The following is a 16,521-nucleotide window of genomic DNA, read 5'->3' on the forward strand; positions in this document are numbered from 1 at the left end:
ATCTCACCCATTACTGTCTTGATACATGTTTTCTTGAAACCTTTATTTCTATATATCTTCTTATCTCTTTCTTTCATTAGCTCATCATCTAGTTGATTAAGTAGCTCTGTGATTATTTCACATGCCTGACGGCAAACAAATTCATAAATCCTTTTCTCTAAATCCTTGAAATTTATATCCATTTCCTTTAAACTTATCTTATACATGTAATCACCTAACTTTCTAGTTTTCTTCGCAGATACTATTATATTGGATGATGCATGTATATGAAAGATGCCTTAAGGCATCTTTTTTATTTTTTGTCCTTTTTGCCTACTAAAATTATACTCTAAGATATGGTTATTAGTCCTCTTTTGTATAATATAAAACTCTACCACAATTATCACAATAATTTACTTTATTAGAATGTTTGATCTTAGAAAGAGTTGATAGGGGTATAGCCATATGACATCCTGTACATTTATCTCCCTCTACTCTCACTACTACTCTTCCTTTTCTCTTTTTTGCATCTGTATATTTTTTCAGTAAACTATCATCTAATTTATTTTTTATATTTAAGATTAATTCCTCTTGTCTTTCTATTGTAACCTTTAGATCCTCAATATTTATTTTAATTTCTTTTTTTCTCTTTTCTAAAGTATCTCTAATTTCCAAATATTCTCTATGTAGATTGTCTATATCTTCGCTATTTTTATCTACTTTTTCCATAAGTTCAAGGATTTCATCTTCTATTTTCATAGCCTTCTCTTTAATCTCATCCTGCTCATTTTTTATTGCCTCTAATTGCTTTATATTGGATATTTTTCCTCCATATAATTTATTTTCTAATCTTTTAAAATCAAAATTAATATGTTTTAACTTATTGTTTAATCTCTGCATCTTTGCATTGTCTACTTCAACCTGAGTTTTTTTATTTATTAGATCATACTCTAATTCTTTTAATCTAACAGTTAATTTTTCTATATTTTTTTCTTGTTCTAAATCTAGTAATTCTTTCTTATATTGTTCAAGCTTTAAGTCATAATCTTGTAACTTCCATAACAATTCTAGCTGACCCATATTTACCCCTCCCCTTTATAAAGGAAAATTTAAACGTATAGAGTAGATTATATAATCTACTCTATAATATATTATATGGAGAACAATCATCCTTATCAGAAATAATTATATTTATGTCTTCGTCTATAATTTTTTCTAATCTAGACTTTAGCTCTGGTAAGACTGTTTTTTCAGTATAATAATGACCTGCATCTATGAGAGCTAAATTTCTTTCCATGGCATTTTGAGCATCGTGATACTTTATGTCTGATGTAATATAGACATCTGCACCTTTATTATGGGCATCAGATATAAAATCTGCACCACTTCCTCCACATACTGCTACTTTTTTTATGTCTTTAGATATATTACCATAAAATTTTAATCCCTTAGATCCCAATATATTTTTTATATTATTGGCAAAGTCCCATAAACTCACCTTAGTTTTCATCTCTCCAATCCTACCTAGTCCCCACTCTTGTCCTTTGTTTTCTAAAGGATATATGTCATATGCAACTTCTTCATATGGATGAGATTTTATCATAGCATTTAATACATTATTTAGCCTATTATGGGGCACTATTGTTTCTATCCTCACTTCATTTACTTTTTCCACTACACCTTCTTTTCCTATATATGGATTTGTGTTTTCTCTAGGCATAAATGTCCCAAATCCATTTATATTATATGTACAATGACTATAGTTGCCTATCCATCCTGCCCCTTTATTACTGATAGCATCTCTTACCATTTCACCATGGGATTCCGGTACAAATACCACAATTTTATATGATTTTTCTCTTCTAGTGACCTTAAGGACTTGCGTATTTTCTAAATCCAATAGTTTAGCCAATACATCGTTTACACCTTCATTTGCAATATCTAAATTTGTATGAGCAGCAAACAATGCTACATTATTTTTTATGAGTTTATATATTATATTACCTCTATATGTATTTGAAGATATACTTTTTATGCCTTTAAATATAAAAGGATGATGAGTTATTATTAAATCTACATTGTTTTTTATTGCCTCATCTACTACATTATCTACAGCATTTAATGCCAATAGTATTTTTTTTATATCTTTATTTTCATCTCCAATTTGTAATCCACAATTATCCCATGACTCTGATAATATAGGCGGTGCTATTGAATTCATAATATCTATTAAATCACTTAATATCATAAAAGATTTTTCACTCCCTCAATTCTTTTATATCTATTCATTACTTCTTTATATTTTTTATTTGCCCTATATGATTTTTTCCCTTCTAAATCAATTAATATCTTTTCCAAAATTTTTAATCTCTTTTCTAAAAATTTTTCTAAAAGTGGATCTTTATTTTCAATAAGCTTTTTTCCTATTTCTAAGTATAGTGTGTCTTCTAAATCTGTTTTTCCATGACTTGCTACAATTATCTCATATATCCTATCCTCTTCTTGTGCTAACTTTTCTTCTATTATTTTAAATCCATTTTCATATAGGTATTTCCGTAAATCTATAGATGCAACCATGGGTTGAAATATAAACGTATCTATAGATTCAGCTACATGAAATGAGTCCTTTAAAATATCCTCTATAAGAACTCCCCCCATTCCTGCTATTATAGCCATATTCACTTCATCTTTTTCTATTACTTTTAATCCTGAACCTAGTCTAATATCTATATATTTTTCAAATTTTTTCTTTTGTACATATTTTTTAGCACTCTCTAATGGCCCTTCATTTATGTCTGATGCTATTATATCTCTACTTATATTATTTTCTACTAAATATACAGGTATATATCCATGATCAGTACCTACATCAATTATTTTTTTATTTTCTGGAACTAAATCTGCTATAGCCTGCAATCTGGGAGATAATTTCATATTCATCACCTTGTTCTGTATTTAGAATTTATTTGGAAAATTCACCAAATCCTCTATTAAATGCAAAAATGCTCTATACGAGCATTTTTACTCTAAAAAATCTTTCAATTTTTTACTTCTGCTAGGGTGTCTTAACTTTCTCAATGCCTTAGCTTCAATCTGTCTAATTCTTTCTCTAGTAACATCAAATTCTCTTCCAACTTCTTCTAATGTTCTTGCTCTTCCATCATCTAATCCAAATCTAAGTCTAAGTACTTTTTGTTCTCTTTGGGTAAGAGTATCTAAAACTTCTACCAATTGCTCTTTAAGCATTGTAAATGTTGCAGCCTCTGATGGTGCTTGTGCATCATCATCTGGTATAAAATCACCTAAATGACTATCTTCTTCCTCTCCTATAGGAGTTTCTAGAGAAACGGGTTCTTGGGCTATTTTTATTATTTCCCTGACCTTTTCTTCATCTAAATTCATTTCCTTAGCTATCTCTTCTGGCAATGGCTCCCTTCCCAATTCTTGCAATAATTGTCTTGACACTCTAATTAATTTATTTATAGTTTCTACCATATGAACTGGTATCCTTATAGTCCTAGCCTGATCTGCAATAGCTCTAGTTATGGCCTGTCGTATCCACCATGTAGCATAAGTACTAAATTTATACCCTTTCCTATAATCAAATTTTTCTACTGCTTTAATAAGGCCCATATTTCCTTCTTGTATTAGGTCTAAAAACAACATCCCTCTCCCTACGTATCTTTTGGCTATACTGACAACTAGCCTAAGATTGGCCTCTGCTAACTTTCTCTTACTTCTTTCATCACCTTGTTCCATGCTTTTAGCTAATTCTATTTCTTCTTCAGCAGTCAACAATGGTACTTTTCCTATTTCTTTTAAATACATCCTTACTGGATCATCTACACTAATACCCTTAGGTACAGTCAATACATTTTCAGTACTTTCATCCTCTGCATTATCAGTATCACTTTTTTCCAAAAGAATATCATCATCCTTGTCACCAACAATATCTATACCCATGTCTTCAAGACTTTGATATATCTCATCTATTTGTTCAGAAGATAGTTCTATATTTTCCAAAGTATCCATAATTTCTTTATAGGTCAACATGCCTTTTTTCTTTCCTCTGTCAATGAGTCCTTTAACCACTTCTATGCCCTTCTTATTATCTTTTTTATTAATACCCATTTATTTCCCCTCCTTTCAGCAAAACTATTGGTGCAATTTCAATTCTTTGTCTATATTTATGAGTTGTAAGCATATACTTTTGAATTTTTCAACATCCCCTTCACTCTTTGAATCCATCAAGTCTATTTCCTTTAGTCGCTCTTTAAGTGCTACTTTTTTATTCTCCAATTTTTTAATCTTTACTGTTTTTATAAAATCCTCAAGTACTTTATTTTTTTGACTAGCATCTATATTAATTTGTGTATTATAAATATTTTCTAAAGTTCCAATTAAATTATCGTTTAATACTTTTTCAAAAGTTTTAAACAAAAACTCTTCATTTTCATAATATTCATATAATCTTTCAGCTATTTTTTTATATTCCTCAGTTATAAAATCTTCTGGAGAAATTTGTGTCTTTACAGACTCATATATATTTTTATCTTTACATATAAGGTATAGTAAATTTTTTTCTGCTATAGTATATCCTGGCTCTAATCTATTTATCACTGGTTTTATTCTATCTTTATTATTATCTCTATTATTTTTATTTATATACTTGTCCTTATAATTTCTTATTGGTAAATACTTAAGCTCTTCTTTAATAGAATCTTTAGATACCTTAGTTTCTTTTGATATTTTATCTAAATATACATCTCTTTCAACAGGACTTTTTATCTTTTTTAATTCAGTTACTATTTCCTTTATAAAATCTATTCTTCCTTCTGAAATATTCAAGTCATGCCTTTCTTTATAAAGCTGTATTTTGAAGTCCATATATGGAAGGGCATTTGACATTGTCTCATAAAATCTTTCTAAACCAAATTTATTTATAAACTCATCTGGATCTTTGGCATCTTTCAATACAATTACTTTAGCCTCTACATCTTCTTTTTTTAATATTTCTAATGCCCTATTAGTGGCCTTTTTACCTGCTTCATCAGAATCATAGCAGAGATATACGTCTTTTCCATATCTCTTTATGAGTTTAACTTGATTCTCAGTTAAAGAAGTTCCCAAAGATGCCACCGAACTCCTTATGCCATATTTATATAAAGAAATAACATCCATATAGCCTTCCACTAATATTACATCTTTTCCTCTAGCATACTTTTTTAATATATTTATGCCATAAAGGTTATATCCTTTATTGAATATTGGACTATCAGATGAATTTAAATATTTAGGTTGACCATTTTTTTCAATAATCCTTCCACCAAAACCTACTACAGAACCTCTATTGTTTATTATAGGAAAAATTATTCTATCTCTAAATCTATCAAAATAACCACTCTTATCCTTTCGCTGTATTATTAAACCCAGAGAATGTATATCTTTTATTTTATATCCCTTATGCAACAAATATTCTAAAAGTCCACTCCAATCTGGTAATGCATATCCTAACCCATAGCTTTTAATTACACTTTCATCTATTCCCCTTTCTCTTATATAACTTAACGCCTTTTTATTGTTCTGTAGATTTTCATAAAAATACTTTGCTGAATCTTTATTTATATTAAATAAAAGCTTATTTCTATCTTCTAACTCTTTATTTCTTTTAGTCTTTTTAGTTTCAATATCTATATTCACTCTACTAGCCAGTAGATTCAATGTATCTACAAAATCCATATTCAAGTGCTTCATAATAAAAGTTATTACATTGCCTCCTTCTCCACAACCAAAACAATGGAAAATTTGTTTGTTTGGAGAAACCATAAAAGAAGGGGTCTTTTCATTATGAAATGGACAAATTCCTTTATAATTTGAGCCTGTCCTTGTTAGATCTACATATTCTGATATCACATCCACGATATCGTTTTTTTCTCTTATTTCATCTATCATTTCATCATCAAAATTATATGGCATATTAACCACCTTAATATATTTTCAACAATTTTCTTTGTTTTCCTTCATTTTTATTATTTTTTTCAGTCTAATCTTTAATTATACTTTTTTCAATCAACTTTGTCAAATTCAACTGAAAATGAACATCATCTTGTTCCTTTCTTTTACTAGGACCTTTTATATTAGTTTTATTACTTCTTTTTAATTTCATAGTCAAATGCCTTCTCATCATCAACTCATCAATATTTTCTTCATTATATATATATCCATTAAAAGATATACAGTAACAATTCTTACCTAAAACCATAGCTGCTAAACCATGATCAGACGTAACAACTATATCTCCTCCTTCAGATATATTAGCTATTCTAATATCAGCAGATTGAGAGCTATTGTCTACTAATATCTTTTTTATGTTATTTGCTGAAATATTAATTTCATGATTTATATTTACCACAAATATAACTTCCAAATTATAATCTTTACTAACTTTTACTATAATATCTTTTACTGGACAAGAGTCACTATCCACTATAATTTTCATACCTAATCAACACCTTTTTTGGACTCGGAGTAATTATTTCGACAAAAAGTTATATATTCCTTCTTTTTTTGTATTTTTTTTAATATAATCTCCAAGGTCTTGGTACAAAAATCTCTTTAAATAGGTTTATTGCATATCGGTCAGTCATCCCTGCAATATAGTCACACACTACATCTTCCTTGTTTTGATCTTTCTCTCTATATTCATTAGGAATACTATCAAACTTTTTCATATAATACGAATAAAGCTCCTCTAATATATATTGAGCTTTATCATCTTCTTTTTTTGCTTCTCTATTAAAATATAGATTTTCAAACATGAATTGTCTTAATTTATCAGTATAATATTTAATTCCTTTGCTCATTTGAATATTCGACATATCTAGACTATTTTCTATAATGTCAGATATCATAGTATTTATTCTTTCCCCATGGCTATACCCTAATGCCTCAATGCAGTCTTTAGGCAATTTATCTATATGAAGTATATCAGCCCTTATTGCATCATCTATATCATGATTTATATATGCTATCCTATCAGCAAATCTCACTAATTTACCTTCTAACGTCATAGGTTTATCTTCCCCTGTATGTTTTAAAATCCCGTCTCTCACCTCTAGTGTAAGGTTTAATCCCCTATCTTCTTTTCTGAATTCTAAAAAATCTACAACCCTTAGGCTTTGTTTATTATGCTCAAAACCGCCCAAATGAAGTTCATTTAATACCCTTTCTCCAGTATGCCCAAATGGAGTATGTCCTAAATCATGACCCAAAGCAATTGCTTCAGTTAAATCTTCATTTAGCCTCAATGCCTTTGCTAATGTTCTAGATATTTGGGCTACTTCCAATGTATGAGTCAATCTAGTTCTATAATGATCTCCTTCTGGAGCAATAAAAACTTGAGTTTTATGCTTTAATCTCCTAAAGGCTTTTGAATGAATTATTCTATCCCTATCCCTTTGAAAATCCGTCCTTATATTACATTTTTCTTCATATTTCTTTCGTCCCGATGTATTTTTACTAAGAGTTGCATATCTGCTTAATACTTCTTTTTCTGTTTCTTCGTTCCTTTCTCTTATATACATTTTATGCACCTCTTTTATTATAAAATGAAAAATATTTATTTTATATCCCTTTATATTTATATACAACAAATAATATTATTATCCTTCATTAAATTAATTATTTTTAACCACGTTTTTGTTTTCGCAATATTCTTTATATTTATTTTTCTAAAAAAATAATGACCCTATTAAGAGTCATTTATCCAATCTCATCATTTCTTATCATTTCCAATATTATGCTCGCTGTCTCTTCCACTGCCTTATTAGAAACATCTATTACTATGCAATTTAATTTTTTCATCAATTCTTCAGCATATTCGATTTCACTTAATATTCTATCCATACTGGCATAATTGGCACTATTACTAAGTCCCAATGCCTTTAGCCTTTCCTGTCTTATCTCATTCAGTTTTAAAGGATTTGCTGTAAGCCCAACTATATGTTTTGGATCTATATCATATAACTCCTTAGGTGCTGGTACTTCAGGAATCAGTGGAACATTTGCAACCTTTATATTTTTATGGGCTAAATACATACTGAGAGGAGTCTTTGATGTTCTGGATACACCTATCAATACTATATCAGCCTTTCTTATGCCCCGCGTATCCTTACCATCATCATATTTTACTGCAAACTCTACTGCCTCTACTTTTCTAAAATATTTTTCATCTAATTTTCTTATAAGACCAGGCTCCCTTTTAGGACTAAATCCAACCACAGATTTTACTCCATCTAGTATAGGTTCCATAAGATCTATTGCGGTAATTCCTTTTTCTCGTGCTTTTGAAATCAAAAAATTCCTTAACGTCTCAACTACTATAGTAAATAATATTAGGCATTTTTCTTGTTTTGCCTCTTGCATTACCTCTAATATTTGTTCTTCATCTGTTATGTATGGAAATCTTCTAATTTCATAGGAAGTTAATGCGAATTGACTTACTGCTGCCTTTGCTACTTGTTCTGCCGTCTCTCCGATTGAGTCCGAAAGTACATAAATAACCATTTCTTTATTCATAAACTGACCTCCTTAACCTTTAACCCCAAAATCTACAAATAGGCTAGTTATATTAGTTTTAGAAATTCTCCCCAGTACTTTGTATCCCTTTCTATTATCTATATCCACTTCTTCCACTACAGGCAAACTATCCACTTCATGCTCTATAAGTTTTATTGCAGCATCTAATACAGTTTCTTCTTGTGTACACACAACTATATTGGGCATTCTTGTCATTATTATTCCCACAGGAATTTTATTTATATCCATGCCACCTATGGCACTTTTTAAAAAATCTTTTCTAGATACTACTCCTGATAAAAGTCCTTCAGTTATTACAAATATAGTGCCCACGTCTTCTAAAAACATATTTACTATAGAATCATATACAGATGTCTCTTCGTCGACTATAACTGGAATAGACTTTATCTCCGAAACTTTTATACTGGTAACCTTGTCCCTAAATAAATTGAAATTAGACTTTCCAGAATAAAAGTATCCTACTTTAGGCCTTGCATCTAATATACCTGACATTGTAAGTATAGCTAAATCTGGTCTTAATGTAGCCCTAGTAAGATTTAATTCATTTGCTATAGACTCACTAGTTATAGGTTCATTATTTTTAACTATATCGATTATTTTTTTTTGCCTATCACTTAACTGGATGGTTATCACCCCTTTGTCTAGATCATACAAATACTATGTATATATTCTATCAGAGTTCTAATAATTATGCTATAAAAAGAGTTAGTAGTAAGTAGTTAATAGTTCAATGAAGAAATTAAAAGGCTTTTAACCATTACCTACAACTACTAACTAATAACTACTAGCTAATAACTATAAACTATCCTTGATAAATCACATATAGTTAACATCATATCTGAAATAGACTTTATCAATGCTAACCTATTATTTTTTATATCTTTATCATCAGTCATAACCATTACATTGTCAAAAAATTCATCTATAGGTTGCCTTAATTCAATCAATGTATCCAATGCCTTATCATATTCTTTATCTTTTACTAAAAGTTTAACTACATCTTTTAATTCATCATATTTTCTATATAATTCTTTTTCCTTTTCTTCTGACAACAGCGATGGATCTATATCATCGTTTTCAGCCTTATTAGCCATTGTAATTACTCGGTTAAATGCTGCAAGTATTTCACCTAATTCCTCTTTTTCAAGCCATTTATTCAACTCATTGGCTCTCAAGAGAATATCCGACACATCATCTATGGTATTTATAACTGCGTCTATTACGTCATATCTTATTCCCATATCTATAAACATATTCTTCATTCTTCCTTTAAAGAAGGACAATATATTCTCTTTTACTTTTCCATAATCAAACTCAAATTCTAGTTCTCTATATACATCTAAACTAAGGTCTATAAGTTTAGATAAAGGCAATGTTAAATTTTTATCGAGTATTATATTTATAATACCTAAAGACTGTCTTCTCAGACCATAAGGATCTTGAGAGCCTGTAGGCTGTAATCCTATTGCAAAACATCCTGATATAGTATCTATTTTATCTGCTATACCCAAAATAGCCCCTGATGTAGTTGTTGGAAGACTATCTCCAGAAAATCTAGGTAAATAGTGTTCAAATATAGCTGTACTTACTATATGATTTTCCCCAGATTTCAATGCATATTCTCTACCCATAATTCCTTGTAATTCTGTAAATTCATTTACCATTTTAGTTACAAGGTCCCCTTTAGCTAGGTATGATGCCCTTTTAATATTTTTTATAGTTTCATCTCCTAATTCCAAATATCTTGCTATATTCTCAGCTAATTTTCCATCTCTCAATGATTTATCATATACTGTACCCAATTCTTTTTGAAAGACTATATCCTTTAATCCATCAATATAATCCTCAAGTTTTTTCTTTGTATCCTCATTGTAAAAGAATTTAGCATCTTCTAACCTAGCATCTAATACCTTTTCATTACCTTTTGTTACTATATCAATGTAGTTTTCATCCCCATTTCTTACAGCTATAAAATATGGCATTAGATTCCCATTATCATCAACTACTGGATAGTACCTCTGATGTTCCTTCATAGGTGTTGTTATTACCTCTTTAGGCAAAGAAAGATATTCTTCTTTTATTCTTCCTATGAGAGGAGTTGGATATTCAACTATGTATGTAAGCTCATCCAACAATTCCTCATCTTCAAGTACATTTCCGCCTTTTTCTTTTGCTAATTTGTCACAACCTGTCTTTATCATACTTCTTCTTTTATTATCTTCAACAATAACATAGTTTTCCTCTAATTTAGATAGATATTCATTAACATTGTCTATAACAATGTTAGAAGAACCTAAAAATCTATGTCCTCTAGTTACATTAGAGGCCTGTATACCCTCTAAATCAAATGGAATTATTTTATCATTAAATATTGCCATAATCCATCTTATGGGTCTAGCAAACTTTAAATTTTTTCCTCCCCATTTCATAGGCTTGGGAAATCCTATGGATTTAATTATTTCTGCTAATTTCACTTTTAAGATTTCTATACTGCTTCCACCAGAAATAAATTTATGTGCATATACATACTCTTCACCTTTATATTCTTTAATAATTATATTATCTAAATCTACTCCCTGACCTCTAGCAAATCCCAATAATGCCTTTGAAGGATTGCCGTCTTTATCATATGCAATTCTTTTAGCAGGCCCTTTAACTGTCTCTTCTAAATCAGCCTGAGTTTCTCCTATATCTTCTACTATGAGTACAAGTCTTCTAGGCGTAGCATATACAGTTACTTCCCCAAATTCTATACGGTTTTCCCTTAACATTTTTTCATTATTATTTTGAAGTTGTTTCAATGCCTCATCTATAAATCTAAAAGGAATTTCCTCAGTTCCTATCTCCAATAAAAATTTATTTTTCATCTATATTCACTCCCTTCAAAAGTGGGAAACCCATTTCTTCACGAGTTTCTATATATTTAGATGCTATAGCTTTAGCTAGATTTCTAACTTTTCCTATATAACCGGTTCTTTCATTTACGCTTATAGCACCCTTAGCATCTAAAACATTAAATGTATGAGAACATTTAAGGACAAAATCATATGCAGGATATACAAGTCCTCGTTTTATAAGCCTATTTGCTTGAGACTCATAAGTGGCAAAGAGATCAAATAGTACCTTTGAGTCTGCTTCTTCAAAGCTATATACGGAATGCTCATACTCTGCTTGTCTAAATATCTCTCCATATTTTATTCCTTCAACCCACTCTATATCGAAGATATTGTTTACATCCTGTAGATACATAGCTATTCTTTCCAATCCATAGGTAAGTTCTGCTGATTCTAAATCACAATTTATGCCACCTACTTGTTGAAAATAAGTAAATTGTGTAATTTCCATACCATCTAGCCAAACTTCCCATCCTAGACCCCATGCACCAAGTGTGGGAGCCTCCCAATTATCCTCTACAAATCTTATATCATGTTTAATAGGGTCTATTCCTATAGCCTTAAGACTATCTAAATATAACTCTTGTACATCTTCTGGTGATGGTTTAAGTATTACTTGCATTTGATGATGCTGATAAACCCTATTGGGATTTTCTCCATACCTTGCATCTGCTGGTCTCCTCGAAGGCTCAACATAGACAACTTTCCAAGGTTCTGGTCCTACAGCTCTTAGAAAAGTATTGGGATTCATAGTTCCCGCTCCTTTTTCTACATCATAGGGTTGCATTACTACACATCCCTTTTCTCCCCAATATTTTTGTAACTTCATAATTAATTCCTGAAAATACATTTTATATCCCTCCATTCCTTTTCTCTTTACAAAAAATATAAAACCTTCCATCCCTATGTATAGGGACGGAAGGTTTCTCTTCCGCGGTTCCACCCTATTTGGCACATAATATATGTACCCTCTTTAAATAAATGCTCAAAAGCTCCCTTCACACAGAAAAATATATCAGGTTTCCACCATCCCCGACTCTCTTTATATATTTTTCTAGTTACTCTTCTTCATCATAGCACTTTATCTATAATTTATATATAGATAATTTAGCAGATTATTCTTTCATTGTCAATACTATTAAATATCTTCATCTTCATAAAACTCCTCATCTTCTACCTCTGTATAGCTATTCTCACTTTTTCTTTTTGTGACATTTCGTACCTTTTCTATTGTTTTTCCTGCCATCTTATTTATGTTAACTATTTCACCATCTTCTTTAACTATCTCTATACTACATTTTGTCATAAGTGCTGCTGCAACACCTATTGCTGTTATAGGTGGTGAAATTATAGCACCTATTGCACCTGCTGTTACTGGAACATTCATTATTATTTCATCATCTTTTTTAAGGGTTATTTTTGTTACATTGCCCTTTCTAACATATTGCTTTATCTTATCTACTATTTCGTCTCCTTTTCCAGTTATATTTTGAGACCATGACTTCTCTCTATTTTCTAATTCAATCAATGCCTCTACAACATCTCCATCATATTTTTCCAAAAGCTCCTTGGCCTCTTTATAGCCTATTCCTGACCTTTCCCTTATAGTATCAATGTCTTCAAGTCTTATTCCCATAACTGTCCCTCCCCATATTTTTTTCATTTTATCGCTTTTAACACCTTTAAAGAATTAAAAATCCTTTTATCTATATGAGCTATTATATAACTATGCAATATATCTCCTATACTTTTTTCTTCCTCAACAGTAAGACTAATTTCTTCCAAACAATCTAACTTAATATATAATAATACCTTTAATTTCTGTTGTATGTTGTTAGATATATTTCTCACAGATTTATCTCCATTTATACAGTTTTTACATAATACACCACCTGATAAAACACTAAATCCTAAAAACTCTTCTATATTAGTTCCACAATTTACACAACTATCCAACTGAGGTCTGTATCCAATAAAACTTATATACTTAATTTCAAAGGCATAAACTAACTTTAAATAGTCTTTTTCCATATGAGAAAGCACCAATAAAGTTTTTAATAATAAATTAAACACTTTATCATTTTGCTCTAATTCAGGCATTCCAAAGTCTACTAGCTCTACTATATAACTGGCATATGCAAGCTTTTCCAAGTCATTCCTTAAACTATAAAAAGAATTTATTATGTCTCCTTGATTCATATGATAAAAATTTCTACCTTTATACAAAATCAAATCGCTATAACAAAACACATTGGTACTAGGCATAAGTCTGCTTTTAGGCCTTCTTGATCCCTTTGCTATTGATTGTACTTTCCCATTTTTTTTAGTCAGTATAGTAAGTATTTTATCTAAATCATTAAATTTAGTTTCCCTAAGAACTATCCCTTGAGTGTTTATTAACATTTTTGCACCTCATACTATATACCTGAAACCACTTTGCCTTTATTATCTCTATTTTTTGATTTGCACTTTTTCCTGCTATCCCTATAGTAAAGATATGCTTCAATTTTTCCAGTTGCTTTAAATATATTCCACATTTCATCTAATAACATAGTCATATCCTCCCTAATATTGAGTTTATATAAATAGTATATAAATAGTTTGGTTCTTTATATATTAAATATACAATGTAAAAAGTGTTATCAATGTAAAGTTACAGACAAAATGTAAAGTATAATTTATTTATATCCCATTCTCTTTACTATATTTTCTTTATCTCTCCAATTTTTACTAACTTTAACCCATAAATCTAAATAAATTTTGCTTCCCAATAATCTTTCTATATCAATTCTGGCACTTTTTCCAATTCCTTTAAGTTTTCTACCATTTTTACCTATTATTATACCTTTATGAGAATCTCTCTCACAATATATAGTAGCTAAAATATCTATTATTTCACCGTCTTTCCTTTTTTCTATCTTATTTATATCTACAGCTATGCCGTGAGGTATCTCTTGATCTAAATAATGCAATGCCTTCTCTCTGATTATTTCTCCTATTATGAGCCTTTCTGGTTGATCAGTTATCATATCTTTTGGAAAATATTGAGGTCCTTCAGGAATTATTTCTTTCAATACTTCTATAAGATTATTTATATTTTTACCATTCAAAGATGATATTGGCACTATATTATCAAATACATTATATGCTTCAAATTGTTTTACTATATCCACTATTTTGTCTTTCTTCAATCTATCTATTTTATTTAACACCAATACCTTAGGCGTATTTATATGGGCTAACTGATTTATTATATAGTCATCTCCCTTGCCTACAGAACTATCCTCATCAGTCATAAATATAATTACATCTACTTCTTTTAGCGCATCCCATGCTACATTTGTCATATACTTACCCAATTTATTTTTAGGTTTATGTATACCTGGAGTATCTAAAAAAACTATCTGAAAGTCATCTTCTGTATATACACATTGAATCTTATTCCTAGTAGTTTGAGGTTTATTAGACATTATAGCTATTTTTTCACCTATTATTTTATTTATTAATGTTGATTTACCTACATTTGGTCGTCCAACTATTGTTACAAATCCTGATTTATAACTCATTACATCTCTCCTCTTTATTTTTCAAGTCTTCAGGCCCAAAACTATTGGGTAGAAGTTCCTCCAAAGTATATTCTTTAAAATTGTTCTCATCTTTAGCAATTATTACATGCATATTCTTGTTAAATTCCCTCATTACTTGTCTACACACTCCACAAGGATATGTGAATTCAGAATCTCCTATTATAACTATAGTTTCTATGTCTCTATGACCCTCTGACACAGCTTTAAATATTGCAGTTCTCTCTGCACAATTAGTAGGGGTATAAGAAGCTGATTCTATATTACATCCTGTATATATCTTTCCTGATTTTGTAATTAATGCTGCTCCTACATGAAATCTAGAATAAGGGACATAGGCATTTTTTCTTGCCTTTATAGCCATATTTATAAGTTTTTTTTTGTTCATTTAATCACCCTGCTCTATATTAATATCTGTATCTGTTTTTACCACTTGTATCCATGTAACTCCAGGATTTAAGACTATTTCTTCTCCTAATTCATCATAAAATAATGTCTTTGACCTTCTACTGTCTTTTTTCCATTTCACTGGTATAGACTTTCCACCAGTTATATATATACCCTTTCCTTGACCAACTAAACTAATAGACAGTCTTCCTTCACTATCTATTATTCTAGTTTTGGCTCTTTGAATAATTATATTTTTTGCCGTTATAGGTGTTTCATCAGTTTCATCTATATGTAGCTTGCCATCTTTGTATCTTTTGTATTCCTTATTTTCTTCGTCATATACATATTTTGTCTTATTATTTGAAAAATAATTTATATTTATTACCTTAGCCTCTTCTCCATCTATTTTTTTGAAATCTTCATTAAATTTAAAAGGCTGATAATCTCCTGTTGGTTTATATCCCCTTTGTTCTTGGGTCTCCCTTACCCTTTTCACACTGGAATATTCATTATGGGGGGGCCTTTTATTACTCTTTCCAGCCGACCTCCAAAATACATATTTGCCTGTAGATTGGGCACTTATATCTGGTATACCAAGTCTTTTTACATCTAATTTAGCCTGTGGGCTACCTCCATCATGTACATATACAGCATCATATTCCAAGGAAGCAGTTATAAAATAAGGTCTAGCACTTCTTATGGGACCAATTAAATCTGGATCATTTATTAAATATAATCCCATATATCTAGTTATCTTTCCTTCTGCTAAAAATTCATATATAATCTCAGCCTGATTTAATCCTGCTTGCCATCTTGCCCCCTTATGGTTATCAAACATAACCGCAACAGGTCTTCTATTTACTATTTCTTCTGGTGCATAAATTCCACTTAATGGAGAAGGTACGCCTTCTTTTTCTATTATTGGTTCTTCTTCCTCCTCTTCAGGCAATTTAGGTTTTTCTATAGCATCTTCTTTTTTATTTTCTTCATTGTTTACTGGTTTAGAACTTTTACAACCTGAAAGTGCCAATATAAAACATAAAATTAATAACAACATTACATTTTTTTTCATAAAC

At 30.1% G+C, this 16,521-nt stretch carries 18 protein-coding genes and 1 other annotated feature; all 18 genes read right to left on the minus strand.

The annotated features are described in order from the left end of the window. A partial coding sequence (locus Q326_RS16375) for a UPF0236 family transposase-like protein (RefSeq protein ID WP_026895377.1) occupies nucleotides 1-206 on the minus strand: 206 nt, incomplete at its 3' end. 136 nt (nucleotides 207-342) lie between these two features. Beyond that, entirely contained in the window at nucleotides 343-1,059 is a 717-nt protein-coding gene (locus Q326_RS0100890; RefSeq protein WP_026893658.1) for a zinc ribbon domain-containing protein, read from the minus strand. Nucleotides 1,060-1,120: 61 nt separating this feature from the next. Continuing rightward, entirely contained in the window at nucleotides 1,121-2,227 is a 1,107-nt protein-coding gene (locus tag Q326_RS0100895; RefSeq protein ID WP_026893659.1) for a Nif3-like dinuclear metal center hexameric protein, read from the minus strand. Then, entirely contained in the window at nucleotides 2,224-2,913 is a 690-nt protein-coding gene (locus Q326_RS0100900; protein WP_026893660.1) for a tRNA (adenine(22)-N(1))-methyltransferase, read from the minus strand. The genes Q326_RS0100895 and Q326_RS0100900 overlap by 4 nt, the downstream gene beginning before the upstream one ends. Before the next feature lie 87 nt (nucleotides 2,914-3,000). Further along, the gene (gene rpoD, locus Q326_RS0100905; protein WP_051531007.1) at nucleotides 3,001-4,110 is read right to left on the minus strand and encodes an RNA polymerase sigma factor RpoD; all 1,110 of its coding nucleotides are present in this window, start codon (nucleotides 4,108-4,110) and stop codon (nucleotides 3,001-3,003) included. 24 nt (nucleotides 4,111-4,134) lie between these two features. Further along, entirely contained in the window at nucleotides 4,135-5,955 is a 1,821-nt protein-coding gene (gene dnaG / locus Q326_RS0100910) for a DNA primase (protein ID WP_026893662.1), read from the minus strand. Nucleotides 5,956-6,022: 67 nt separating this feature from the next. After that, the gene (locus Q326_RS0100915; protein ID WP_026893663.1) at nucleotides 6,023-6,478 is read right to left on the minus strand and encodes a YaiI/YqxD family protein; all 456 of its coding nucleotides are present in this window, start codon (nucleotides 6,476-6,478) and stop codon (nucleotides 6,023-6,025) included. A gap of 79 nt (nucleotides 6,479-6,557) precedes the next feature. Then, nucleotides 6,558-7,562, minus strand: coding sequence for a deoxyguanosinetriphosphate triphosphohydrolase (locus Q326_RS0100920; protein WP_026893664.1), 1,005 nt, complete (start codon nucleotides 7,560-7,562; stop codon nucleotides 6,558-6,560). A gap of 178 nt (nucleotides 7,563-7,740) precedes the next feature. Next, complete coding sequence (locus tag Q326_RS0100925) at nucleotides 7,741-8,556, minus strand: pyruvate, water dikinase regulatory protein (protein ID WP_026893665.1); 816 nt, start codon at nucleotides 8,554-8,556, stop codon at nucleotides 7,741-7,743. A gap of 12 nt (nucleotides 8,557-8,568) precedes the next feature. Then, nucleotides 8,569-9,210: a transcriptional regulator CcpN gene (gene ccpN, locus Q326_RS0100930; RefSeq protein WP_026893666.1), complete on the minus strand. Its 642-nt coding sequence runs from the start codon at nucleotides 9,208-9,210 to the stop codon at nucleotides 8,569-8,571. Nucleotides 9,211-9,365: 155 nt separating this feature from the next. Then, nucleotides 9,366-11,444: a glycine--tRNA ligase subunit beta gene (glyS, locus tag Q326_RS0100935; protein ID WP_026893667.1), complete on the minus strand. Its 2,079-nt coding sequence runs from the start codon at nucleotides 11,442-11,444 to the stop codon at nucleotides 9,366-9,368. Beyond that, entirely contained in the window at nucleotides 11,434-12,321 is an 888-nt protein-coding gene (gene glyQ, locus Q326_RS0100940) for a glycine--tRNA ligase subunit alpha (RefSeq protein WP_026893668.1), read from the minus strand. Before glyQ ends, glyS begins: the two co-directional genes overlap by 11 nt. Before the next feature lie 58 nt (nucleotides 12,322-12,379). Then, nucleotides 12,380-12,555 (minus strand) — a binding site (T-box leader). A gap of 54 nt (nucleotides 12,556-12,609) precedes the next feature. Beyond that, nucleotides 12,610-13,107 carry a DUF4342 domain-containing protein gene (locus Q326_RS0100945; RefSeq protein WP_026893669.1) on the minus strand — a complete coding sequence of 166 codons (498 nt, stop codon included), beginning with the start codon at nucleotides 13,105-13,107 and terminating at the stop codon, nucleotides 12,610-12,612. Between the two features lie 23 nt (nucleotides 13,108-13,130). Continuing rightward, a complete protein-coding gene (gene recO / locus Q326_RS0100950; RefSeq protein ID WP_026893670.1) occupies nucleotides 13,131-13,874 on the minus strand; it encodes a DNA repair protein RecO in 744 nt (247 codons plus the stop codon). A 14-nt stretch (nucleotides 13,875-13,888) separates the two neighbouring features. Continuing rightward, entirely contained in the window at nucleotides 13,889-14,023 is a 135-nt protein-coding gene (locus tag Q326_RS18395; protein WP_156936218.1) for a YqzL family protein, read from the minus strand. Nucleotides 14,024-14,149: 126 nt separating this feature from the next. After that, on the minus strand, nucleotides 14,150-15,037 hold the full coding sequence (gene era, locus Q326_RS0100960; RefSeq protein WP_026893671.1) for a GTPase Era: 888 nt from the start codon (nucleotides 15,035-15,037) through the stop codon (nucleotides 14,150-14,152). Continuing rightward, a complete protein-coding gene (locus Q326_RS0100965) occupies nucleotides 15,027-15,443 on the minus strand; it encodes a cytidine deaminase (RefSeq protein WP_026893672.1) in 417 nt (138 codons plus the stop codon). The genes era and Q326_RS0100965 overlap by 11 nt, the downstream gene beginning before the upstream one ends. Further along, a complete protein-coding gene (locus tag Q326_RS0100970; protein ID WP_026893673.1) occupies nucleotides 15,444-16,517 on the minus strand; it encodes a DUF3048 domain-containing protein in 1,074 nt (357 codons plus the stop codon). Nucleotides 16,518-16,521: the final 4 nt, after the last annotated feature.

Origin of the sequence: Clostridiisalibacter paucivorans DSM 22131 (genome assembly GCF_000620125.1) — a bacterium.
Taxonomy (GTDB): domain Bacteria; phylum Bacillota; class Clostridia; order Tissierellales; family Clostridiisalibacteraceae; genus Clostridiisalibacter; species Clostridiisalibacter paucivorans.